The following is a 24035-nucleotide window of genomic DNA, read 5'->3' on the forward strand; positions in this document are numbered from 1 at the left end:
TCCACCACCGACGCTCGCACAGCTGTTCGACGACTGTTCGGTCACAGCGAGCCGTCCCGACCACCCGACGTGCCCCGCCGGCGCAGGCACGCGATGCTGAGGGTCCCATGACGACAGCACCCGCGCCGACCCCCATCGCCGACTACGCCGTCCTCGGAGACGGCCGCACCGCCGCTCTCGTCTCGCTGCGCGGCTCCGTCGACTGGCTCTGCCTGCCCGGCTTCGACTCCGCGGCGTGCTTCGCCGCGCTCCTCGGCACCCCCGAGCACGGCCGCTGGCTGCTCACGGTGCCCGACGCCGAGGACGTGAGCCGCGAGTACCTGGACGACTCGTTCGTGCTCGAGACGACCTACCGCTCCGCCACGGGCACCGCCGTGGTGCGCGAGACGATGCCGCTCGGCGACGGGCGCGCCGACCTGGTCCGGCGCATCGAGTGCACCGAGGGCCGCGTGGACGTCCGCCACGAGTGGACCGTCCGCTTCGGCTACGGCGACATCGAGCCGTGGGTCAACCACGTCACGGACGACGACGGGGTCGTCGCACTGCGGGCGATCGCCGGACCCGACGCCCTGCTGCTGCGCGGCGACCGGCTGCCGACGCCGACGGACCATCACCACGAGGACACCTTCACCCTGGGGGCAGGCGAGTCCGTCGAGCTCGCCCTGACCTGGATCCCCTCCTGGTCCCCCGTCCCCCCGCGGCTGACCATCCCGGACCGGATCGACACGACCCGGATCGAGTGGGGCCTGTGGGCGCGGTCGAGCGACTACCAGGGCTCCTACCGCGAGCACGTCGTCCGCTCCCTGCTGGTGCTGCGCCTGCTCACCGACTCCGAGACGGGTGGCATCGTCGCCGCGCCGACCACGTCGCTGCCCGAGGACTTCGGCGGCTCCCGCAACTGGGACTACCGCTACTGCTGGCTGCGCGACGCGGCCATGACCCTCGAGGCCCTGCTGGAGCATGGGTACCGCGACGAGGCGACCGAGTGGCGCGACTGGCTGCTGCGCGCGGTGGCCGGGGACCCCGCCGACCTGCAGATCATGTACCGCGTAGACGGCGGCCGCGACCTCCCGGAGCGCGAGCTGGGCCACCTGCCGGGCTACGCGGGTTCGACCCCCGTCCGGATCGGCAACGCCGCGGTCGGCCAGGTGCAGAACGACGTGCTGGGCGAGGTGATGTGCGCGCTCGCTCTCGCCCGCGACCGCGGCCTGGAGGACACACCCGACTCCTGGAGCCTGCAGCGCCACCTGGTGAACGACCTGGTCACGCACTGGCGTGAGCCCGACCGCGGGATCTGGGAGGTGCGCGGCGACCCGCAGCACTTCACCCACTCGAAGGTCATGGCGTGGGCCGCGCTGGACCGCGCGGTCCAGGCCGTCGAGCGTCACGGCCTGGACGGCCCGGTCGACGACTGGCGGCGTGAGCGCGACGCCGTCCACGCGGACGTGCTGGCGCACGCCTGGGACGACGAGCGGGGCACGTTCGTGCAGTCCTACGGTGCGACGTGCGTGGACGCGGCCCTGCTGGCGATGCCGATGGTCGGGTTCCTGCCGCCCGACGACCCGCGGCTGCAGGCCACGATCGCCCGCATCCGCGCCGACCTCGAGATCGCCCCGGGCCTCCTGCGCCGCTACCCCACGGAGACCACCGACGACGGTGTTCCCGGCGACGAGCACGCGTTCCTCGCCTGCTCGTTCTGGTTGGCCGACGCGCTGGCGCGCACGGGCGACATCGAGGGCGCCGAGGAGGTGCTCGAGATCCTGCTCGCACTCACGAACGACGTAGGCCTGCTCGCCGAGCAGTACGACCCGAAGGGACGACGGATGGCGGGCAACATGCCGCAGGCGCTCTCCCACCTCGCGCTCGTGCGCGCGGTGCACAGCCACGACCACGCCCGCCGGGTCGCACGAGCATGAGCGAGACGCTGGTGCTCGACGAGGTCGAGATCCGCACGCTCGTCGTCGGGCCGATGAAGAACAACGCCTACCTGCTCACGTGCCGGCACGACGGGTCCCAGCTGCTGATCGACGCCGCCGACGATCCCGACGCCCTGCTCGCGCTGGTGCGCGAGGGTTCCGGCTCCGCCCAGCTCGACGTCGTCGTCACGACCCACCGCCACGCGGACCACATCGGCGCCCTGCGCTCGGTCGTGGCCGTCACGGGGGCGGCCGTGGCAGTGGGGGCGGACGACGCCGACGCGGTGAGCGAGTCCACCGACGTGCCGGTCACGACGCGCCTGGTCCACGGCGACGTCGTGACGGTCGGGCACGTCACCCTGGAGGTCGTCGCGCTGCGCGGCCACACGCCCGGCTCGATCGCGCTCGTCTACCGCGAACCGGCACACGTGAGCGAGCCCGACGCGGTCGCCGGCCGCGCGCACGTGTTCTCGGGCGACTCGCTCTTCCCGGGCGGCGTGGGCAACACCGGCGGCGATCCCGAGCGCTTCACGTCGCTCTTCACGGATGTCGTCGAGCGCCTCTTCCACGCCCTGCCCGACGACACCGTCGTCCACCCGGGCCACGGCGCCCCGACGACCCTCGGCGCCGAGCGCCCGTCGCTGGACTCCTGGCGCGAACGGGGCTGGTAGCTACTCGGCGAGCGGACCCAGGACCGAGGTCGCGACGGTCGCGTGGGCGGACTCGTCGTCCGACGGGTGGTAGATGCCCGCCAGCACGTCACGGTAGAGCCTGATCAGCTCGCTGCCCGACGAATACCCGCCGCCGCCGGAGACACGCAGCGCGAGGTCGACGACCTCGCGCGCACTCTCCGTGGCCCGGATCTTGAGCCCGACGAGCTGCGCGAACCAGCGGGACCCGTGCGGGGCCCGCTCGTCGACGTCCCTCGCGAGGGCGAAGACCTGGAGCTCGGCCCCGTCCTGGGCGAGCGCGGCGTCCGCGACCTTCCAGCGGATGTCCGGGTCCTGGTCGTAGGTGCGGCCGTCGTACTTGAACGAGCGCCGGCGCCGGGTCGCCTCGGCGCCCAGCTCGAGCGCGCGCCGACCGATGCCGGTGTACACCGCGCCGAGCAGGATCTCGAAGACGGAGAACAGCGCGAAGACGAACGGGTCCGCGCTGGGGCCGGGCGGGAGCGCCCGGTAGACGTGCTCGGGCCGCGCGCTCGCGCCGTCCAGGACGGTCGAGGCCGACTGGGTGCCGCGCATGCCGAGCGTGTCCCAGTCGTCCTTCGTCGTCGTCCCTTCCCGCCCGACCACCGCGTGCACGAGGCGCGGACCGTCGGTGTGCCCCTCGTCGAGCCCGAACGTGGCGAGGCGTGTCCACACCGGTGACAGCGACGTGAAGATCTTTGTGCCGAAGAACCGGTACCCGCCGTCGTCCTGCCGCTCGGCGCGCGTGCGCGAGCCGAACATCACCAGGTCGTTGCCCGCCTCGGAGTTGCCGAACGCGAACACCTCGCCCGCTGCGGCCTCACGCAGGATGAATGCCACCGAGTCGTCGCCCCGGCCGACGAGCTGCGCCGCCAGTCCGGTGACCACGAGGTGCATGTTGATCGCGAGGGCCGTCGCGGGGGCGGCGGCCGCCAGGCGGACCTGTTCGCGCGCCACCTCCTCGAGCGTCAGGCCGGCGCCGCCCAGGTCCTCCGGGACGAAGGCACGCAGGTAGCCGGCCTCCGCCAGCTCGGCCAGGTCCTGCTCGGGGAACGTGTTCTGCCGGTCGTGGGTGGGTGCCCGGTCGTGGATGCGCGCCAGCAGGTCGTCGGTCAGCAGCGTGCGCAGGGTGCGCGGCATGTCAGTTCACCTCGTCGGGGTGCGAGCCGGACCGCTGCCCGCGGTCGAGGGCGGCGATGCGGTCGTGGTCGTCGTCCGTCAGTGCGAAGCCGAAGACGTCGAGGTTGGCGCGGATGCGCTCGGGGGTCACCGACTTCGGGATCACCGCGACGCCCAGGTCCAGGTGCCAGCGCAGCACCACCTGCGCGGGGCTCACGGCGTGGGCAGCGGCGATCTCGCCGATCGTCGGGTCCGCCAGCACGGCGCCGCGCCCCAGCGGCGACCACGCCTGCGTCACGATGCCGTGCTCGGCGTGGAACGCCCGCAGCTCGCGCTGCTGGAGGTACGGGTGCAGCTCCACCTGGTTGAGCACCGGAGCCTGGCCGGAGTCGGCGATGACGGCCTCCAGGTGGTCCGGCTGGAAGTTGGAGACGCCGACCGAGCGCACGCGCCCCTCGTCGCGCAGCTCCAGCAGCGTCCGCCACGTCTCGGCGTACAGGTCTCGCGCCGGGCACGGCCAGTGGATGAGGTACAGGTCCGGCGCGAGGCCGAGCCGGTCCACGGAGTCCGCGAACGCGCGCCGCGTGGCGTCGTGCCCGTGGGCGTCGTTCCAGACCTTCGTCGTCACGAACACGTCGTCCCGCGGCAGACCGCTGTCCGCGACGGCGCGGCCGACGCCACGCTCGTTGCCGTACAGCGTCGCGGTGTCGATCAGGCGGTACCCCGCCTCGAGCGCCGACGACACCGCCGGGCCGGCCGCCGCGTCGTCGACCTTGTAGACACCGAGACCGAGCGCGGGGATGGCCGCGCCGTCGTGGAAGGGGATCGTCGGGATGGTCACCTCCCCACTGTGCCACCGCCGTGGGGCAGGATGCCTCCATGCCGACCTATGCCGTCCGTTACACCTACGACGAGCGCGCCGACGTCCGCGACGTCGTGCGCCCCGAGCACCGCGACTACCTGACGGGTCTCGCCGGGCACGGCGCGGTCCTGGGTTCCGGTCCGTTCGCCGACGACGACGCGCCCGGCGCCCTGCTCGTGTTCCGGGCCGACGACGAGGACGCGCTGGGCGCTCTCCTCGCCGCCGACCCGTTCGCCCGCGAGGGGCTGGTGGCCCGCACCGAGGTGCGCGCCTGGGACGTGGTCATCGGTCCTTGGGCTCGGACCTGATCGGGATCATGCCTCCCGCGCCGGCTCCGGCGGGCCCTCGACGAGCGCCGCGTCGCGGCGCGTCTTGATCAGGCTCGCGACCGTCGCGATCGCCAGCGTGCCCAGGATGACCGTGAGCGAGAGCCAGATCGGGATCTCCGGTGCCCACTCCACGTGCTCACCCCCGTTGATGAACGGCAGCTCGTTGACGTGCAGCGCGTGCAGGACCAGCTTGATGCCGATGAACGCGAGGATCACCGACAGCCCCTGGGACAGGTAGACGAGCCGCTCGAGCAGGCCGCCGATGAGGAAGTAGAGCTGCCGCAGGCCGAGCAGCGCGAAGGCGTTGGCCGTGAACACGATGTACGGCTCGGTCGTCAGGCCGTAGATCGCGGGGATCGAGTCGAGCGCGAACAGGATGTCGGTCGAGCCGATCGCAACCATGACGACGAGCATCGGGGTCAGGAACCGCTTGCCGTCGATCTTCGTCGTGAGCTTGTCCCCGTGGTACTCGTCCGTCGTGGGGACGAACCGCTTGAGCGTGCGGACCGCGAACCCGTTGCCCGTCTTCTCGTCGGGCTCGTCGTCGCCGTGCTCACGGACCAGCTTGATCGCCGTGTAGACCAGGAAGGCGCCGAACAGGTAGAACACCCACGAGAACTGCTCGATCGCCGCGGCGCCCAGCAGGATGAAGATCGTGCGCAGCACCAGCGCGATCGCGACGCCGACCAGGAGCACCTTCTGCTGGAACTCCCGGGGCACCGCGAACTTCGTCATGATGATGAGGAAGACGAAGAGGTTGTCGACGGACAGCGACTTCTCGGTGACGTACCCCGCGAAGTACTCGGTGCCGCTGCCCCACCCCCACACGACGCCGACGAGGACGCCGAACACGAGCGCGAGCGCGATGTAGAAGACCGACCACTTCGCCGACTCCGAGAACGTCGGCGCGTGCGGGGTGCGGACGTGGGCGAAGAAGTCGAAGAAGATCAGGCCGACGACGCCGACGGCCGTGGCGAGCCAGACCCAGGTGGGGATATCCATGATGCGTGAACCTCCGGTATCGAGACGTGCTTCGGTACCGAAGGTCTCCCCCACCGGGTGACCAGGTCACCGGCCGAACGATCCGGGCCTGCGTCATCGGAGGCCGTGCTGACGGAAACGCTCGCTTGTGGGGTACTCCCCTTCAACGTGGGGCGAGCCTAACAGGTGATCGCTCGCGAAGCGCGACGCGACCGCACGCCATCGTCAGGCGGTGGCCGCCTGCATCTGGCGCAGCTCCTTCTTCATCCCCGAGATCTCGTCGCGCAGCCGTGCGGCGAGCTCGAACTGCAGCTCTCCCGCCGCAGCATGCATCTGGTCGGTCAGGTCCTGGATCAGGCCGGCGAGGTCGCTCGCGGCCGCGCCCGTCAGGCGGGTGCGCTCGTCCCGCGGCGCCCCCTTGGAACCGAAGCCCGGCACCGGCGCCTTGCCGCGGCTCGCCTGACGACCCGCGCCGCCCAGGAGCTCGGCGGTGTCGGCATCCTCGCGCGCCAGCAGGTCGGTGATGTCGCCGATCTTCTTGCGCAGCGGCTGCGGGTCGATGCCGTTCTCGCGGTTGTACGCGATCTGCTTCTCGCGGCGCCGGTCCGTCTCCTCGATCGCCAGCGCCATGGCGGGCGTGATCTTGTCGGCGTACATGTGGACCTGGCCCGAGACGTTGCGGGCCGCTCGACCGATCGTCTGGATCAGCGACTTGCCGGAACGCAGGAAGCCCTCCTTGTCGGCGTCGAGGATCGCGACCAACGACACCTCGGGCAGGTCGAGGCCCTCGCGCAGCAGGTTGATGCCGACCAGCACGTCGTACTCGCCCATGCGCAGCTCGCGCAGCAGCTCGACGCGGCGCAGCGTGTCCACCTCGGAGTGCAGGTAGCGGACCCGCACGCCCTTCTCCAGGAAGTAGTCCGTCAGGTCCTCGGCCATCTTCTTGGTCAGCGTCGTGACGAGCACGCGCTCGTCCTTCTCGACCCGGTCGTTGATCTCGCCGAGCAGGTCGTCGATCTGCCCCTTGGTGGGCTTGATGACCACCTCGGGGTCGACGAGGCCGGTCGGCCGGATGATCTGCTCGACGACCCCGTCGGCCATCGACAGCTCGTAGTCGCCCGGCGTGGCCGACAGGTAGACCGTCTGACCGATGCGCTCGACGAACTCCTCCCACCGCAACGGGCGGTTGTCGGTCGCGCTCGGCAGGCGGAAGCCGTGGTCCACCAGCGCCCGCTTGCGCGACATGTCCCCCTCGAACATGGCCCCGATCTGCGGGACCGTCACGTGCGACTCGTCGATGACCAGCAGGAAGTCCTCGGGGAAGTAGTCGATGAGCGTGTTGGGGGCGCTGCCGGCAGACCGACCGTCGATGTGGCGCGAGTAGTTCTCGATGCCCGAGCACGACCCGATCTGGCGCATCATCTCGATGTCGTACGTGGTCCGCATGCGTAGGCGCTGGGCCTCGAGCAGCTTGTTCTGCCGCTCGAGCTCGGCCAGCCGCTGCTCGAGCTCGGCCTCGATGCCGCCGATCGCGCGTTCCATCCGCTCCGGGCCCGCGACGTAGTGCGTGGCCGGGAAGATGTGCATCTGCTGCTCGGACCGGATCACGTCGCCCGTCAGCGGGTGCAGCGTCGCGATGGCCTCGATCTCGTCACCGAAGAACTCGATGCGGATCGCCAGCTCCTCGTACATCGGGATGATCTCGACGGTGTCGCCACGCACGCGGAACGTGCCTCGCGTGAACGCCAGGTCGTTGCGCGTGTACTGCATCGCGACGAACCGGCGCAGGAGCTGGTCACGGTCCATCTGCTCGCCGACGCTCAGCGTCACCATCCGGTCCACGTACTCCTGCGGAGTGCCCAGGCCGTAGATGCAGGACACCGACGCGACCACGACGACGTCGCGCCGGGTCAGCAGCGAGCTGGTCGCCGAGTGCCGCAGCCGCTCCACCTCGTCGTTGATCGACGAGTCCTTCTCGATGTAGGTGTCCGTCTGAGCGATGTACGCCTCGGGCTGGTAGTAGTCGTAGTACGAGACGAAGTACTCGACCGCGTTGTTGGGCAGGAGCTCGCGGAACTCGGTCGCCAGCTGGGCCGCGAGCGTCTTGTTGGGCGCCATCACCAGGGTCGGGCGCTGGACCTGCTCGATCAGCCACGCCGTGGTCGCGGACTTGCCGGTGCCCGTCGCGCCGAGCAGCACGACGTCCTTCTCGCCCGCGTTGAGCCGCTTGGTCAGGTCGGCGATCGCCGTGGGCTGGTCACCCGACGGCGTGTACTCGGAGACGACCTCGAACGGGGCGACGGTTCGCTGCAGGTCGGTGACAGGACGCATGTCCTCACCGTACGTCGCACCACCGACACGCGCCGCGACGGTGCCGGCGGGAACAGGCCTACTCGCCGCTGACCAGCGTGACGATCGCCTGCGGGTCCTCGGCCACGACGCCGGAGACGAACCAGTCGAGGTAGGCCTCGTACGCCGAGAACGCGACGAGCTTGCGCTTGGACTCGGGCATCAGGGCGCTCACCCCGGACTTCGTCGTGAACCGTGTGATCTGGGTGCGCGAGCTCGTCCGCCCCGACGCACGGTCGATCGACACCGTGAACCGCATGAGCTCGGCGCCCTCGATGTGGTCGACGACGGTGAGCGTGACGAGGTTCTGCGTGCGTGCCTCGACCCGGACACGTCCGTTCGAGTCGTCGACCGAAGGCGCTGCCTTGGCGGCCAGCTCGGAGATCCGACCGACGGACAGCGATGTCCCGAGGGACAGTGACGCGCGGGACTGCGCCGGCTTGGACATGGACATCTCCTTCACCCACGCGAACCGCCGAGGGTGCCGTCCGCTGTGACGATGCGCACAGTAACCCACGCTTGTCGCCGCCATCCACGAGCGGTCCGGATCCTCCGGGTAAGGGTCCCCCGGTCGGCGCAGCCGCGCTCCGGGCGCACCGCGCTAGGAGAGGTCGGCCTGAGCCTCCTGCGACCGCTCGCTCGCGAGCCGGTCCCACAGCCCGTCCACCTGCGCACGCAGGTCGGCGTCGCTCGCCGAGCCGTCCAGGACGACGTCGGCCACCGCGAGCCTCTCGGCGTCGGACGCTTGCGCGCGAACCCGGGCCTCGGCCTCGTCCTGCGAGAGTCCGCGCAGGCGGACCAGGCGTTCGACGCGCAGCAGCGCGGGGGCGTGCACGACGACGAGGACGTGGAACGCTCCGGCCTGACCTGTCTCGACGAGAAGCGGGATGTCATGGACGACGACGGCGCCGGCGTCGCGCGCGGCGGCGGCAGCCTCGCGCTCGGCCGACAGGCGCCGCACCACGGGGTGGACGATGGCGTCCAGAGCGCGACGCCGGTTCGGGTCGGAGAAGACGACCGTCGCGAGCGCGGCCCGGTCCAGCTGTCCCTCGGCCGTCAGGACCCCCGCTCCGAACTCGTCGACCACCGCGTCGAGGCCCGCGGAACCCGGAGCGACCGCCTCGCGTGCCAGCACGTCCGAGTCGATCAGGACCGCACCGAGCTCCGCGAACCGCCGAGCCGCCACCGACTTGCCCGCCGCGATACCGCCCGTCAACCCGATCCGCTGCATCGTCCCATCCTGCCCGACACACGCAAGACGGGCCGGTCACCCGAAGGTGACCGGCCCGCCATGGGTGAGTCGGTGACTCAGACAGCTACCAGGCTCAGTTGCCCGTGAGCTTCTCGCGCAGAGCGGCGAGCGCCTCGTCGGACGCCAGCGTGCCGGCGGCCTCCTCGGTCGCCGACGAGTAGCTCGTCGGAGCGGCGGCGCTGCTGGAGGACGAACCGCCCTCGGCACCGCTCGTCGCGGCCTCGGCGTCGGCCTTGGCGGCAGCGGCGACCTGCTTGCGGTGCGCCTCCCAGCGCTCGTGCGCGGCCGCGTACTGGGCCTCCCACGTCTCGCGCTGGCTCTCGAAGCCCTCGAGCCACTCGTTCGTGGTCGGGTCGAAGCCCTCGGGGTACTTGTAGTTGCCGGCCTCGTCGTACTCCGCCGCCATGCCGTACAGCGCGGGGTCGAAGTCCTCGGACGCGGGGTCGAAGCCCTCGTTCGCCTGCTTCAGCGACAGCGAGATGCGACGACGCTCCAGGTCGATGTCGATGACCTTGACGAAGACGTCGTCGTTGACCTGGACGACCTGCTCCGGGATCTCGACGTGGCGCACGGCCAGCTCCGAGATGTGGACGAGGCCCTCGATGCCGTCCTCGACGCGCACGAACGCACCGAACGGGACGAGCTTGGTGACCTTGCCGGGGACGACCTGGCCGATGGCGTGCGTGCGGGCGAAGGCCTGCCACGGGTCCTCCTGCGTCGCCTTCAGCGACAGGGAGACGCGCTCGCGGTCGAAGTCGACGTCGAGAACCTCGACGGTGACCTCCTGGCCCACCTCGACGACCTCGGACGGGTGGTCGATGTGCTTCCAGGACAGCTCGGAGACGTGCACGAGCCCGTCCACGCCACCCAGGTCGACGAACGCACCGAAGTTGACGATCGAGGACACGACACCGGGGCGAACCTGGCCCTTCTGCAGCGTCTGCAGGAAGGTCGAGCGGACCTCCGACTGCGTCTGCTCGAGCCACGCCCGGCGCGACAGGACCACGTTGTTGCGGTTCTTGTCGAGCTCGATGATCTTCGCCTCGATCTCCTTGCCGACGTACGGCTGGAGGTCGCGGACGCGACGCATCTCCACCAGCGAGGCGGGCAGGAAGCCGCGCAGGCCGATGTCGAGGATGAGGCCACCCTTGACGACCTCGATGACGGTGCCGGTGACGACGCCGTCCTCCTCCTTGACCTTCTCGATCGTGCCCCAGGCGCGCTCGTACTGGGCGCGCTTCTTGGACAGGATCAGGCGGCCTTCCTTGTCCTCCTTCTGGAGGACCAGGGCCTCGACAGCGTCGCCGACCTTGACGACCTCACCGGGGTCCACGTCGTGCTTGATGGACAGCTCACGGGAGGGGATGACGCCCTCGGTCTTGTAACCGATGTCGAGCAGGACCTCGTCACGGTCGACCTTGACGATGGTGCCCTCGACGATGTCGCCATCGTTGAAGTACTTGATGGTGGCGTCGATCGCGGCGAGGAAGTCCTCGGCCGAGCCGATGTCGTTGATCGCGACCTGCGGGGAGGCGGGCTTCGCGGGGGTGGTGATGCTCATGTAGGGATGGGCTCCGTTGCGGACAGGAAGTTGTACGGACAGGTTGACGGGCCGACGTCAGATTCGAAGGAATCGATCCGGAACGCTCGCTCGTCGGACGAGTCGAGCCAAGGCCGGAAGAAGGCGCGCGGCACCGCCGTCTACCTTATCCGTGCCCCCACCGGCCGGTCAAAGCCGTCAGGCCAGGGCCCGCGCGACCGTCAGCAGCTCGTCGGGCACGTGCTTCACCTTGCCCGCGATCTCCTCCAGCGGGACCAGCTCCACGTTCTCGCCCCGCAGGGCCGTCATGACGCCCGACTCGCCCCGCGTGATCGCGTCGATCGCCGCGACGCCGAACCGTGAGCCGAGGATGCGGTCGGTCGGCGTCGGTGTCCCCCCGCGCTGGATGTGCCCAAGCACGGTGACCCTCGTGTCGAACCCCGTGCGCGCCTCGATCTCCGCCTTGAGCCGCTCCCCGATCGCACCGGCGACGATCTCGCCGAACTTGCCCACCTGCGTCTCGTAGTGCATCGGCGTGCCCTCGGCGGGCACCGCGCCCTCCGCGACGACGACGATCGAGAAGCTCGCGTGCGCCCGGTGGCGGTGCTTGAGGAAGCGCTCGATCTTGTCGATGTCGAACGGCTGCTCGGGCGCGAGCACCAGCTCCGCTCCCCCGGCGATGCCCGACGTCGCGGCGATCCAGCCGGCGTGGCGCCCCATGACCTCGACGATCATCACGCGGTTGTGGCTCTCGGCCGTGGTGTGGATCCGGTCGATGGCCTCGGTGGCGATGGACACCGCGGTGTCGAAACCGATCGACTGGTCGGTGCCCCAGACGTCGTTGTCGATCGTCTTGGGGATCGCGACGATGCGGACGCCGGCCTCCGCGACCTTCGAGGCCGCGTGCAGCGTGCCGTCGCCGCCGATGCAGATCAGCGCCTCGATGCGCTCGGCCTCGAGCGTGGCGAGAACGGCGTCGATGCCACCGTCGTCGGCGTGCGGGTGGAAGCGGGCCGTGCCCAGCAGCGTGCCTCCGACGGGCAGCACGTTGCGGATGAGAGACCGGGTCAACGGGATCGAGTAGCCGTCCACGACGCCGCGCCAGCCGTTGCGGAAACCGATGATCGAGTGCCCGTACTGGCCCTCGCCGTGCTTGACGACCGCGCGGATCGCGGCGTTGAGGCCCGGGACGTCGCCGCCGCCGGTGAGCAGTCCGACTCGCACGCTGTACTCCTGGATTCGCTGGGGGCTGGGGCACGGTGCGCGTCGTCGGGCAACCGCGGCCCAGCCTAGCCACGACCTGGACGGGCACCCATGCCTTCGGTCCCAGGTCGTCGACGAGAATGTGCCCATGGCGCACGAGCAGGAGTCACCGGCGGACGCGGGCTACCGGCAGGTCGACCCGGCGGCCGCCACCGACGCCGGGCGGCGGTTCTGGGACGCCCACGCGGACGAGTACCTCGCGGAGCACGGTCACTTCCTCGGCGCCGACGACTTCGTGTGGTGTCCGGAGGGGGTGCGCGAGGCGGACGCCGCCCTGCTGGGGAACCTCGACGGGATGCGCGTGCTCGAGATCGGTGCGGGCGCCGCACAGTGCTCGCGCTGGCTCGCCGGCCGAGGTGTGGACGTCGTGGCGACCGACGTCGCGGAAGGCATGCTCGGCGCGGGCCGCGCGTACGACCGCTCGACCGGGGTCGCTCCCCCGGTGGTCGTCGCCGACGCGCGGGCGCTCCCGTTCGGCGACGCGACCTTCGACGTCGCGTTCACGGCGTACGGTGCCATCCCCTTCGTGCCCGACGCCGACCGCGTCCACCGCGAGGTGGCACGCGTCCTGCGACCCGGTGGCCGCTGGGTCTTCTCGGTCACGCACCCTGTGCGGTGGGCGTTCCCCGACGACCCGAGCGAACGGGGCCTGACCGCGACGCGCCCGTACTTCGACCGGCGCCCGTACGTCGAGCTCGGCGCCTCAGGCACCGTGCTGTACGCGGAGTACCACCGCACGATCGGCGACCACGTCGCCGACCTGGTGGCCGCCGGCTTCGTGATCGACGCCGTCGTCGAGCCGGAGTGGCCCGACGGCCACGACCGCGTGTGGGGAGGCTGGTCCCCGCTGCGCGGTGCGGTGCTCCCGGGGACGGCGATCTTCGTCACGCACCTCCCAGCCTGACCGCTGGCTATTGTGTGGGCGGAACCCGGATCGGCCCGGGCACGCGACGCAGCGCCGGAGGCTGGCAGGGCGATGACCAGGAGCACCAACGATCCCGAGCAGCTCGTGGAGCAGATCACCCAGCTGTGGCGTGACGCCGCGAGGGAGTCGGCCGTGATGCCGTCCGAGCCCGCACTCGCCGCCGCGACGGGCGCCAGCCGCCCGTCCATCCGGGAGGCGCTGGTACGCCTCGAAGAGCGCGGCTACGTGCACCGTTCGCAGGGCGCCCGCACCATGATCAACCGACGCCTGGGCACCATCGGCATCCGCGTGGACCGCCAGCGCGACCACGCCGCTGCCATCGAGGCCGCGGGCTACCGCCCGGCCGTCGAGCTCCTGTCGTCCGACGTCGCGATCCTGGACGACGACGGCGCCGCGTTCCATGACCTGCCGGGCGGGACCCGCGTCCTGCGGACCCGCAAGGTGTGGAGCGCGGACGGCGACCGCTACGTGCTCGCCGACGACCTGATCCCGGTCGGTGGGGACCGCGACGCCGCAGCGATCGACCCTCGCATGCCCGTCTTCGACCTCGCCGAGGCGGCGAACGGCGTCAAGGTGGCCTGGGAGACGGTCTGGTTCACGCCAGTGCTCCTGGAGCCCGACGAGTCGGCGGCGCTGGGTCGCAGCAGGCCGCAGGCGGCCCTCGAGCTCACCTACTGCGGTGTCGGCTCCTCGGACGAGGTCGCCTACTGGTGCCGCGAGGTCCAGGTGGCGTCCCCGCCACGGTTACGCAACGCGCTCGTGCGCCGCGTGAGCCGTTCCTGACCGCTCTCGACCGCCTCGTGTGTCGGGCCCGTAACAGGGTCGTTAACTTATCTGACAAGTTGCCGACTTGCTTGTCTGACAAGCATATCTTCGCGTCATCGCCCGATGTCCGGGCCCCGATGACAAGCGAGGAACCATGCCCCAGACCCTGCAGACGGTCCACCTCCAGGCAGCACCGCTCACGGCCGAGGCGTTCGCGCCGTTCGGCGTCGTCCTCGAGGCGCTCGAGGACGGCACGCCGTTCACGGCCGAGGAGGCGGCGCTGGACGTCAGCGCCGGCACCCCCCGCTTCTACATCATGCAGCTGCGGGACAAGACGCCCGCGTTCACCCGGATCACCCGCCACCTGCGGACCACCCAGACCCTCATGTCCGTGGGCGGGAGCCCCTGGATCATCGCGGTGGCGCCGGCCGGCGACCTGACCCCGGGTGCCGAGCCCCGCTACGAGGACGTCCGGGCGTTCGTCGTGCCCGGCGACGTGGCGATCACGCTCGCCAAGGGCACCTGGCACTCGGGCCCGTACTTCGAGCCGAAGACCCTGGCCTTCGTCAACGTCGAGCTCGCCGACACCAACGTCACCGACCACCACAGCTACCTGCTCTCCGACGAGCTCGGCCTGCGCGTCGTGATCGACGTCCCGTGATCGGCGGTCAGCCCCTCGTCCCCCTCCCGGACGCGGACCGACGTCTCGCACGCCTGCAGGCCCTGGTCGAGCGGCAGCTCGAGACCACCGGGTACTCCTGCGCACCGTGGGTGACGGCGACCGACGGCGTCGTGCCGGTGCTCGTCGTGGGCGCCGGCCAGTCCGGACTCGCCGTCGCGTTCGGCCTGCGGCGGACGGGCGTCGCCGGCGTGCTCGTGATCGACGGCCAGCCCGAGGGGAGCGCCGGGCCGTGGGCGACGTTCGCGCGAATGCACACCCTACGCACCCCGAAGGACGTGGCGTGGCCGACCTGGGGGGTCTCCGCGGCGACTCCTCGCGAGTGGTTCGAGGCCCGGTACGGGACCTCGGGCTGGGAGTCGATCGAGTACTACCCCACCGAGGACTGGCACGCCTTCCTCGAGTGGTATCGCGCCACGCTCCACCTCCCGGTCCGTTTCGGCACCCGCGTCGAGCGGATCGAGCGGCCGGCGGACGGTGAGCCCTTCGCGGTGCACACCTCCGGACCAGGTGGCGTCGAGGTGCTGCGCGCGCGGCGCGTGGTGCTGGCGACCGGGCTCGAGGGTGCGGGCGGGCGCTCGGTACCCGACGGGATCTTCGCCTCGCTCGACCGCGACCGGTGGGCGCACACGCACGACGCGATCGACTTCGCCGCCCTGGCCGGCAAGCGGGTCGGGGTGCTCGGTGGCGGCACGAGCGCCTTCGACAACGCGGCGACGGCCCTCGAGAACGGCGCCGCGACGGCGACGATCCACATGCGCCGCCCCGCGATGCCGACGGTCAGCCCGTACCGGTGGATGGAGTTCCCTGGCATCCTGGAGCACTACTGGTCGTTCTCCGACGAGCAGAAATGGGCCTTCAACGCCCACCTCTCGGCGGTCGACCAGCCCGCGACCCAGGGCGCCGTGTGGCGTGCGTACGCGTTCGACACGTTCACATTCCGCTGCTCCTCGCCGTGGACGGCCGTGACTCAGGACGGCGGCGCGGTGGTCGTGACGACGCCGCAGGGCACGCACGAGTACGACTTCGTCATCGCCGCGACCGGCGTGCGCGTGGACCTCGGCCTGCGACCCGAGCTCGCCGAGCTCGTCGACGACGTCGCCACGTGGGGCGACCGCTTCGAGCCGCCGTCCGGAGACCCGGCCGGCCTCGCACGGTACCCGTACCTCGACGACCACTTCGCGCTGCAGCACCGCGACCCGGAGCGCCACGACGACGCCCTGGCACGGCTCTACCTGTTCAACCACGGCGCCCGCATGAGCCTCGGCATGCTGAGCCACCAGATCTCCGGACTCGTGGGCGGTGCACCGCGGCTCGTCGACGGGATCGCCCGCGACATCTTCGTCGAGACGTCCTCCGACGTGCTGAACGCGTTCCTAGCGTTCGACGTCCCGGCGGGAGTCACCCTTGGACGGCGCGCCGAGCCCGGCGACCGACGTCTCGGGGGCGCGCAGGTGGTCCATGCCTGACCAGTGGAACGCCTTCGTCGTCGGCCCGCGCGCGTTCGCCGACCGCGACGCGCCGACGCCCGACAACGGCGACCTCGCCGGGCTGACCTTCGCCGTCAAGGACGTCATCGACGTCGCGGGCCTGCCCACGGGCCGCGGGCTGGCCGGGCACCCCGAGCCCGCCACGCGCTCCGCCGCTGCCGTCGACCGTCTGCTCGCGGCCGGCGCCGTGTGCGTGGGGAAGACCACGACGGACCAGCTCGCCTTCGGACTGAGCGGCCTCGACACGGGCACCCCGGCTCCGGTCAACCCTCGGGACCCGGCGGCGATGGCGGGCGGCTCCTCGTCGGGGTCGGCGGCGGCGGTCGCGGCGGGGCTCGTCGCGTTCGCCCTCGCGACGGACACCGCGGGCTCGGCCCGGGTGCCGGCGTCGTACTGCGGCGTCACGGGCTTCCGACCCACGCACGGCGCCGTGCCGAGCACGGGCGTCAGCCCCCTGGCGCCGCGGTTCGACACCGTGGGCTGGATCGCGCAGGACGTCCGCACCGCCCGCGCCGTGGGCCGGTGCCTGCTCCCGCCCCGCGAGGCGGACCCCGGGGCGACCGGGGCGCGCCCGACCCGCGTGCTCCTCCTGGACGACGTCCTCGCAGAGCTGACCCCGTCGCTGGCCGGCTGGGTCACCGCCGAGGCCGCGCGGATCGCTGCGGCGTGGGAGGTCCCGGTCGAGCACGCCACGCTCGGGACGTCCCTGGGTGCGCTCGGTGACGACTTCCGCACGCAGCAGCTCGTCGAGGTCGCGCACCACCTGGGCGCCACGCCCCCCGACGACGTCCTCGCCCCGGTGCGCGATCGCCTCGCCGGAGCGGCGCAGGCCCGCCAGGCGGACGCGGACTCCGCCCGGGAGCGCTGCGCGGAGGTCCTCGGGCCCCTCCTGGACCGCCTCGCCGAGGGCGCGGTGATCGCGCTGCCCGCCGCCGCCGGGCCCGCCCCGGCGCGGGACGCCGACGGAACCGAGGAGTACGCCGCTCACCGTCGCACGACGATCGCCCTGGGTGCGATCGCGGGACTGCTCGGCGCCCCGAGCCTGGCCCTGCCCACCGCCTCGGGCGTCGCGGTGGCGCTCGTCTCCGCGCCCGGATCAGACCTGGCGCTCCTGGACGCGGGCTGCACGCTCGAGCCCGACTCCTGCACGAACGACCTCGACACCTTCCGAGCGGCGTTCTACGCCTACGAGCGAGCACTCGTCGAGGGCGACGGCGACGCCCTGTCGCGCGCCTTCGGCGCGGACGCCGCCGTCACGAGGATCGCCCCGGAAGGGGTCGGCTACGGCCGGGCCGAGATCGACGCGGCCCGACGTCGTCGACCCAGCGCCGCGACGCCGCGGCACATCGACCATCTCGTGCTCCGGTTGCTGGGTCCCCGCACCGCCGTCACCGCGGTCGCGTTCACCCGGTCCCCCACCGGCGTGCGTGGTCACCAGACCCAGACCTGGCAGCGGGAGGAGGGCGGCTGGCGGATCCAGCTCGCCCACGTCTCGCTGACCGTCGATCCTCCGGGATCTCGCATCACGGCAGCACCCGTCCCATCCCGCTGATCACCCCTCCACACCGGAAGAACAGGACCCCCCATGGCCGGAAGCATCTTCGCGTGGCGTCTGCACGGCGACGGCACCAGCATCACCCCGGGAACGGTCGTCGCCCCCGGCGAGCGACTCTCCCTGCCGATCACCTTCGGGATCGGCTTCCAGCACGTGATCGCGATGTTCGGTGGCGTGTTCATCGTCCCCGTGATCCTCGGCTTCCCCACCTCGACCACCCTGCTGTTCTCGGGCATCGGCACCATGCTGTTCCTGCTGCTGACCGCCAACCGGGTGCCCAGCTACCTCGGCAGCAGCTTCGCCTTCCTCGCGCCCGTCGCGGCGATCGCTCCCCTGGGCGAGGGCCAGCACTCGCTGGACGCGGCGTCCATCTCGCTCGCGCTGGGCGGCATCCTCATCACCGGTCTGGCCCTGACGCTCGTGGGCGTCGTCGTGCACTTCGCGGGCGCCGGCTGGATCAAGGCGCTCATGCCGCCCGCCGTCACCGGCACCATCGTCGCCCTCATCGGGCTCAACCTCGCGGGCACGGCCAAGTCCGAGTTCGACGCGGCCCCGCTCGAGGCGACCGTGACGCTCGTCGCCATCGTCCTGGTGACTGTGCTGTTCCGCGGGCTCGTCGGCAGGCTCGCGATCGTCCTCGGCGTCGCCGTCGGTTACGCCGTGTCCGCCCTGCGAGGGCACGTCGACTTCTCCGGAGTGAAGGCGGCGGACTGGTTCGGGCTGCCGTCGTTCCACACCCCGCACGTCACGACGGCCGCGTGGGGCCTGTTCCTGCCCGTCGTGCTCGTCCTGGTGGCCGAGAACGTGGGCCACGTCAAGACCGTCGCCGCGATGACGGGCAGCAACCTGGACCGCTACATGGGCCGTGCCCTCGTCGCCGACGGTCTGGCGACCACCCTCGCCGGCGCCGGTGGCGGGTCCGCGACCACCACCTACGCCGAGAACATCGGCGTGATGGCGTCCAGCCGCGTCTACAGCACGGCCGCGTACTGGGTCGCCGGCTGCTTCGCCGTGCTGCTCGGGCTGTGTCCGAAGTTCGGCGCGGTCGCCGCGTCCATCCCCGCGGGGGTCCTCGGCGGTGCCGGGGTAGTTCTCTACGGGATGATCGGCGTCCTGGGCGCACGGATCTGGGTCCAGAACCGGGTCAACTTCTCCTCGCCGACCAACCTGCTCACAGGCGCGGTCGGCCTTGTGCTGGGCATCGGCGGCTTCACCATCACGGCCGGCGACTTCACGCTCGGGGCGATCGGCGTGGGCTCGTTCGGGGCCTTGGCCGTCTACCACCTGATGAAGGCGGTCTCCCGCGTGCGCGGAACGGACCCCGACCTCGACATCCCCGCGAGCGAAAAGCGCGACGACGAGGAGCCCGAGGCGCGCCTCACGCCCGAGCCGGAGCTCGAGACCGTGCGCTGAGCGCAGTACGGCGAGCGCATACCGGACGACCGCGCGGATGCCCTGTGGGCACCCGCGCGGTCGTCCGCCGGTCAGTGCGCGACGGCCTTCTCGGATCCGGCGCCCGTCAGGGAGCGGACCTCCATCTCTGCGTACTTCTCCGGGCTGGACTTGCCCTTGCTCAGGTACGTCCCGACGATGCCCAGGACGAACGCGAGCGGGATCGTGATCAGGCCGGGGTTCTCCAGCGAGATCAGGTGGAAGTCGACGCCCGTGTCCTTGATCATCGACAGGCTCTCGCCCGTCTTCGGGTCGACCTTGCCGGACACGACGGGCGAGAACGTGATCAGCACCAGGCAGGAGATCAGCCCGCCGTACATGCTCCACAGCGCCCCCGAGGTGTTGAACCTCTTCCAGAACAGCGAGTAGAGGATCGTCGGCAGGTTGGCGCTGGCAGCCACGGCGAACGCCAGCGCCACCAGGAACGCGACGTTCTGACCGTTGGCGAAGATGCCACCGATGATGGCCAGCACCCCGATCACGACCACCGTGATCCGGGCGACGCGGACCTCGCCGTCGGGCCGGATCTGCCCGTGCTTGATGACCGAGGCGTAGATGTCGTGCGCGAACGACGTCGCCGCCGTGATCGTCAGACCGGCCACGACCGCGAGGATCGTCGCGAAGGCCACGGCCGAGATCAGGGCGAGCAGGATCGTCCCGCCCAGCTCGTACGCGAGCAGCGGAGCCGCCGAGTTCACCCCACCTGGTGCCGCCTTGATGGCGTCCGGTCCGACGAGAGCACCCGCTCCGTACCCGAGCACGAGGGTGAACAGGTAGAAGATCCCGATGAGCCAGATCGCCCACACCACCGAGCGACGCGCCTCCTTGGCCGTCGGCACCGTGTAGAAGCGCATGAGGACGTGTGGCAGGCCCGCGGTTCCGAGCACCAGCGCGAGCGCGAGCGACAGGAAGTTGAGCTGGCTCATGGACGTCGCGCCGTACTGCTTGCCGGGACCGAGCAGCGCCTCGCCCCCCTCACCCGCCTTGTCGACCGCGCCCTGCATCAGGTCGGACAGGTTGAAGCCGTACTTGGCCAGGACCCAGACCGTCATCACGGCGGCGCCCGCGATGAGCAGGATCGCCTTGATGATCTGCACCCACGTGGTGCCCTTCATGCCACCGATCAGCACGTAGAGGATCATCAGCGCACCGACGACGGCGATGACGGCGCCCTGCGCGGCAGTGCCCTCGATGCCGAGCAGCAGTGCGACGAGGCCACCGGCGCCGGCCATCTGTGCGAGCAGGTAGAAGAACACGACCGCGAGCGTCGCCAGGGACGCCGCCATGCGGACGGGCCGCTCCTTCAGGCGGAAGGAGAGGACGTCGGCCATCGTGAACTTGCCGGTGTTGCGCAGCAGCTCGGCCACCAGCAGGAGTGCGACGAGCCACGCGACCAGGAAGCCGATCGAGTAGAGGAACCCGTCGTACCCGTTGATGGCGATCGCACCGCAGATCCCCAGGAAGGACGCCGCCGACAGGTAGTCCCCGGCGATCGCCGTGCCGTTCTGCGGCCCGGTGAACGAGCGGCCCGCGGCGTAGTAGTCCGCCGCGGTCTTGTTGTTGCGTGACGCGCGGAAGACGATCACGAGCGTGATCAGCACGAACACGCCGAAGATGGCGATGTTGACGGCCGGCTCGCCGATCTGGTCGGTCTCGGCGGCCGCGTGGACGACGGCGCTCATGCTCCCTCACCCGACCCGTTGTCGACCGTGCCCTGCTCGATGTGGAGTCGGAGCCGCTCGGCGACGGCGTCCTGCTTGTTGTTGGCCCAGCGTGCGTAGACCATCGTGATGATGAAGGTCGACGCGAACTGCCCGAGCCCGAAGAGCAGCCCGACCGTGATGTTGCCCCACACCTTGGTCGACATGAAGTCGTGGGCGTAGTCGGCCAGCAGGACGTACACGAAGTACCAGATCAGGAACAAGGCCGTCATCGGGAACACGAAGTTGCGGAAGCGCTTCTTGAGCGCCTGGAACTCGTCGCTGCGTTGGACGCGTTGGTAGTCGGTCTCGAAGCCGTCAGCGGTGTCGGTCATGCCACCTCCCGGTGTGCGCTGGTGGCCCCGTTGCCACCGGCACACACTCTGGCGGAAACCACCCCGCCATGGGGTGAAAACCGACAAACGCGCCGATATCGTTATCTCGGACTAGTGGCCGGCCTCGTGCCAGCTCGCACCGACACCCACGCTCACGTCGAGCGGCACGCTCAGCGGGCCGCCGGGCACGGCGTCGCCCGCCGCCCCCATCTGTTCGCGAAGGATGGCCTCCACCGCCTCGCGCTCACCCGCCGCCACCTCGACGACGAGCTCGTCGTGGACCTGGAGCAGGAGGCGCGACGACAGCCCTCGGCGGGTCAGCTCCTCGTCCACGCCGAGCATCGCCACCTTGATGAGGTCGGCCGCACTGCCCTGGATCGGGGCGTTGAGCGCCATCCGCTCGGCGACCTCGCGACGCTGGCGGTTGTCGCTCGTGAGGTCGGGCAGATACCGGCGGCGCCCCATGATGGTCGCGGTGTAGCCGGTCGCCCTGGCTTCGTCGACGACGCTGGTCAGGTAGGTGCGCACGCCTCCGAACCGCTCGAAGTAGTCAGCCATGAGCGCGGAGGCCTCGGCGACCTCGATCGCGAGCTGCTGCGACAGCCCGTACGCCGACAGCCCGTACGCCAGGCCGTAGCTCATCGCCTTGATCTTCGACCGCTGAGCGGCCGACACCTCGGTGGTCGGCACCCCGAAGACGCGCGAGCCGACGTAGCTGTGCAGGTCCTCCCCCGAGCGGAACGCCTCGATGAGGCCCTCGTCGCCGGACAGGTGGGCCATGATCCGCATCTCGATCTGCGAGTAGTCCGCCGTCACGAGCGTCTCGTAGCCGTCGCCGACGACGAACGCGCGGCGGATCTGGCGACCCGCCTCGGTGCGGATCGGGATGTTCTGCAGGTTCGGGTCGGCCGACGAGAGTCGTCCCGTCGCGGCGATCGTCTGCTGGAACGTCGTGTGGATGCGACCGTCGGGCGCGACCGATCGCAGCAGCCCCTCGACCGTCTGCCGCAGCCGGATGGCGTCGCGGTGCGCGAGCAGGTGCTCGAGGAACGGGTGCTGCGTGCGGGCGAACAGGTCGGTGAGCGCGTTGGCGTCGGTGGTGTACCCGGTCTTGATCTTCTTCGTCTTGGGCATGCCGAGCTGGTCGAACAGCACCTCCTGGAGCTGTTTGGGTGAGCCCAGGTTCACCTCCCGACCGATCACGTCGTAGGCCTGGGCGGCCGCGTCCCGCACGGTCGCGTCGAACGACGCCTCGAGCTCCTGCAGGTAGACCGTGTCGATCGCGATCCCGGTGCGCTCCATCCGCCCCAGCACGTCCTGCAGCGGCAGCTCGAGGTCGGTCAGCAGGTGGCCGAGCGCCCGATCGCCCACCTCGCCGTCCAGCACGTCCGTCAGGTCGCGCACCGCGGCGGCCCGCACGGCGGCCCGACGGTCCTCGTCGGAGCCGTCGATCTCCAGGTCCAGCGCCCCCTGCCCCTGCGACGACCCGTCGTCACCGCCCAGCTCACGGTGCAGATAACCGATCGCCAGGTCGGGCAGGTCGTACGCACGGCGGTCCGGCTGGCACAGGTAGGCCGCGAGCTCCGTGTCGAAGACGACTCCCGCCAGCGCCAGCCCACGCCCGGCCAGCGCGTGCCAGGCGACCTTGGCGCCGTGGATCGTCTTGGGGGCCGACGGGTCCGCCAGCCATGCGGCCAGCGCTGACTCGTCGTCGGGCAGCACCTTGGCCAGGTCGACGACCGCCGCCTGCCCTGCGTCGTCCGCCAGCGCGAGACCCCAGGCGTCAGGCGCGGCGGGCGCGCCGGTCCCCCGCACGTCGACACCCAGCAGGCTCCCACGCCGCTGCGCCAACCAGTCCCCGAGCTCACCGTCGGCGAGGTCCGCCAGGTCGAGGTCCGCCGCCGCGGCCTGGACCGCGTCACCCGCCTCGTCGTCGTCCAGCATCGCGAACAGGCGGTCACGCAGCGTCCGGAACTCCAGCTCGTCGAGGATCGCGTGCAGCGCCGTCCGGTCCCACGCCCGGGCCTCCAGGTCGTCGGGACGCAGCGGGAGCTCGAGATCGGTGACGAGCGCGTTCAGGCGGCGGTTCATGCGCACCTGCTCGAGGTTGGCGCGCAGCGACTCGCCTGCCTTGCCGGGGACCATGCCCGCGTGCTCGAGGATCCCGTCCAGTCCGTCGTACTGGCCGATCCACTTGGCGGCCGTCTTGGGGCCCACCCCCGGGATGCCGGGCAGGTTGTCGCTGGTCTCGCCCACGAGCGCCGCGAGGTCCGGGTACCGCTCCGGCGGGACGCCGTACTTGGTCTCCACCGCCGCGGGCGTCATGCGGGCCAGCTCCGAGACGCCCTTGACGGGGTAGAGGACCGTCACGTCGTCCCGCACCAGCTGGAACGAGTCCCGGTCGCCCGAGCAGATGAGCACCTGCATGCCCACGGCCGAGGCTTGCGTCGACAGCGTCGCGAGGATGTCGTCGGCCTCGAACTGCTCCTTGGTCAGCACCGGGATGTGCATGGTCTCGAGGACCCTGCGGATGACGTCGACCTGCCCCCGGAACGGGGCGGGGGTGGCGTCCCGGTTGCCCTTGTACGCCTCGTAGACCTCGGTGCGGAACGTCGTACGGCCCAGGTCGAAGGCGACCGCGACGTGGGTCGGCGCCTCGTCGCGCAGCAGGTTGGCGAGCATGGAGACGAAGCCGAAGACCGCGTTGGTCGGCTCCCCCGTCGAGGTCGCGAACTTGTCCACGGGAAGGGCGAAGAAGGCCCGGTACGCCATGGAGTGTCCGTCGATGAGGAGCAGGCGGGCTGGCTGTGCGTCGTTCACGGTGCCAACCTATC

At 71.1% G+C, this 24035-nt stretch carries 20 protein-coding genes; 9 read left to right on the top strand and 11 right to left on the bottom strand.

Annotation, left to right across the window (positions count from 1 at the left end; translation table 11 throughout):
* Positions 1-107: 107 nt before the first annotated feature.
* Together IC607_RS07970 and IC607_RS07975 are read left to right on the top strand one after the other, a co-directional pair.
* Positions 108-1916 (top strand): glycoside hydrolase family 15 protein, encoded by a 1809-nt coding sequence (locus IC607_RS07970; protein ID WP_191786775.1) that lies wholly within the window; start codon positions 108-110, stop codon positions 1914-1916.
* A complete protein-coding gene (locus IC607_RS07975; protein WP_191786777.1) occupies positions 1913-2587 on the top strand; it encodes an MBL fold metallo-hydrolase in 675 nt (224 codons plus the stop codon). Before IC607_RS07970 ends, IC607_RS07975 begins: the two co-directional genes overlap by 4 nt.
* On the opposite strand, the gene IC607_RS07980 is transcribed toward IC607_RS07975, so the two are convergent.
* Positions 2588-3745 (bottom strand): acyl-CoA dehydrogenase family protein, encoded by a 1158-nt coding sequence (locus tag IC607_RS07980; protein ID WP_191786779.1) that lies wholly within the window; start codon positions 3743-3745, stop codon positions 2588-2590.
* A gap of 1 nt (position 3746) precedes the next feature.
* Positions 3747-4565, bottom strand: a complete 819-nt coding sequence (locus IC607_RS07985) for an aldo/keto reductase (RefSeq protein WP_191786781.1) — start codon at positions 4563-4565, stop codon at positions 3747-3749.
* Between the two features lie 38 nt (positions 4566-4603).
* Here IC607_RS07985 and IC607_RS07990 point away from each other — a divergent pair, with 38 nt between their 5' ends.
* Positions 4604-4894 (top strand): YciI family protein, encoded by a 291-nt coding sequence (locus IC607_RS07990; protein WP_191786783.1) that lies wholly within the window; start codon positions 4604-4606, stop codon positions 4892-4894.
* A 6-nt stretch (positions 4895-4900) separates the two neighbouring features.
* On the opposite strand, the gene IC607_RS07995 is transcribed toward IC607_RS07990, so the two are convergent.
* The 6 genes from IC607_RS07995 to IC607_RS08020 all read right to left on the bottom strand — a co-directional run bounded on the left by IC607_RS07995 (position 4901) and on the right by IC607_RS08020 (position 12261).
* Positions 4901-5917 (bottom strand): TerC family protein, encoded by a 1017-nt coding sequence (locus IC607_RS07995; RefSeq protein WP_191786785.1) that lies wholly within the window; start codon positions 5915-5917, stop codon positions 4901-4903.
* Between the two features lie 204 nt (positions 5918-6121).
* A complete protein-coding gene (gene uvrB / locus IC607_RS08000) occupies positions 6122-8227 on the bottom strand; it encodes an excinuclease ABC subunit UvrB (protein ID WP_191786787.1) in 2106 nt (701 codons plus the stop codon).
* Positions 8228-8285: 58 nt separating this feature from the next.
* Positions 8286-8693 carry a hypothetical protein gene (locus IC607_RS08005; protein WP_191786789.1) on the bottom strand — a complete coding sequence of 136 codons (408 nt, stop codon included), beginning with the start codon at positions 8691-8693 and terminating at the stop codon, positions 8286-8288.
* Between the two features lie 153 nt (positions 8694-8846).
* Positions 8847-9476, bottom strand: a complete 630-nt coding sequence (gene coaE / locus IC607_RS08010) for a dephospho-CoA kinase (protein WP_191786791.1) — start codon at positions 9474-9476, stop codon at positions 8847-8849.
* 94 nt (positions 9477-9570) lie between these two features.
* Positions 9571-11058, bottom strand: a complete 1488-nt coding sequence (gene rpsA / locus IC607_RS08015; RefSeq protein ID WP_191786793.1) for a 30S ribosomal protein S1 — start codon at positions 11056-11058, stop codon at positions 9571-9573.
* A 177-nt stretch (positions 11059-11235) separates the two neighbouring features.
* Entirely contained in the window at positions 11236-12261 is a 1026-nt protein-coding gene (locus tag IC607_RS08020; protein WP_191786794.1) for an ATP-dependent 6-phosphofructokinase, read from the bottom strand.
* Between the two features lie 127 nt (positions 12262-12388).
* On the opposite strand from IC607_RS08020, the gene IC607_RS08025 reads away from it, so the two are divergent.
* From IC607_RS08025 to IC607_RS08050, 6 genes are all read left to right on the top strand, one after another.
* Positions 12389-13204: a class I SAM-dependent methyltransferase gene (locus tag IC607_RS08025; protein WP_191786796.1), complete on the top strand. Its 816-nt coding sequence runs from the start codon at positions 12389-12391 to the stop codon at positions 13202-13204.
* 72 nt (positions 13205-13276) lie between these two features.
* Positions 13277-14008 carry a GntR family transcriptional regulator gene (locus tag IC607_RS08030; RefSeq protein WP_191786798.1) on the top strand — a complete coding sequence of 244 codons (732 nt, stop codon included), beginning with the start codon at positions 13277-13279 and terminating at the stop codon, positions 14006-14008.
* Between the two features lie 136 nt (positions 14009-14144).
* Entirely contained in the window at positions 14145-14651 is a 507-nt protein-coding gene (locus tag IC607_RS08035; RefSeq protein ID WP_191786800.1) for an ureidoglycolate lyase, read from the top strand.
* Positions 14648-16138 carry an NAD(P)/FAD-dependent oxidoreductase gene (locus tag IC607_RS08040; RefSeq protein WP_191786802.1) on the top strand — a complete coding sequence of 497 codons (1491 nt, stop codon included), beginning with the start codon at positions 14648-14650 and terminating at the stop codon, positions 16136-16138. The genes IC607_RS08035 and IC607_RS08040 overlap by 4 nt, the downstream gene beginning before the upstream one ends.
* The gene (locus tag IC607_RS08045) at positions 16131-17711 is read left to right on the top strand and encodes an AtzH-like domain-containing protein (RefSeq protein ID WP_191786804.1); all 1581 of its coding nucleotides are present in this window, start codon (positions 16131-16133) and stop codon (positions 17709-17711) included. The genes IC607_RS08040 and IC607_RS08045 overlap by 8 nt, the downstream gene beginning before the upstream one ends.
* Positions 17712-17744: 33 nt before the next feature.
* Entirely contained in the window at positions 17745-19127 is a 1383-nt protein-coding gene (locus tag IC607_RS08050; RefSeq protein WP_191786806.1) for a uracil-xanthine permease family protein, read from the top strand.
* 71 nt (positions 19128-19198) lie between these two features.
* Here the strand turns inward: IC607_RS08050 and IC607_RS08055 are convergent, their stop codons facing one another.
* The 3 genes from IC607_RS08055 to polA all read right to left on the bottom strand — a co-directional run bounded on the left by IC607_RS08055 (position 19199) and on the right by polA (position 24021).
* Positions 19199-20848, bottom strand: coding sequence for a cation acetate symporter (locus IC607_RS08055; protein WP_191786808.1), 1650 nt, complete (start codon positions 20846-20848; stop codon positions 19199-19201).
* Positions 20845-21201, bottom strand: coding sequence for a DUF485 domain-containing protein (locus tag IC607_RS08060; RefSeq protein WP_191786810.1), 357 nt, complete (start codon positions 21199-21201; stop codon positions 20845-20847). The genes IC607_RS08055 and IC607_RS08060 overlap by 4 nt, the downstream gene beginning before the upstream one ends.
* Positions 21202-21312: 111 nt before the next feature.
* Positions 21313-24021 (bottom strand): DNA polymerase I, encoded by a 2709-nt coding sequence (gene polA / locus IC607_RS08065; RefSeq protein ID WP_191786812.1) that lies wholly within the window; start codon positions 24019-24021, stop codon positions 21313-21315.
* Between the last annotated feature and the right edge of the window lie 14 nt (positions 24022-24035).

This window comes from Cellulomonas sp. JH27-2 (genome assembly GCF_014837175.1).
GTDB lineage: Bacteria > Actinomycetota > Actinomycetes > Actinomycetales > Cellulomonadaceae > Cellulomonas.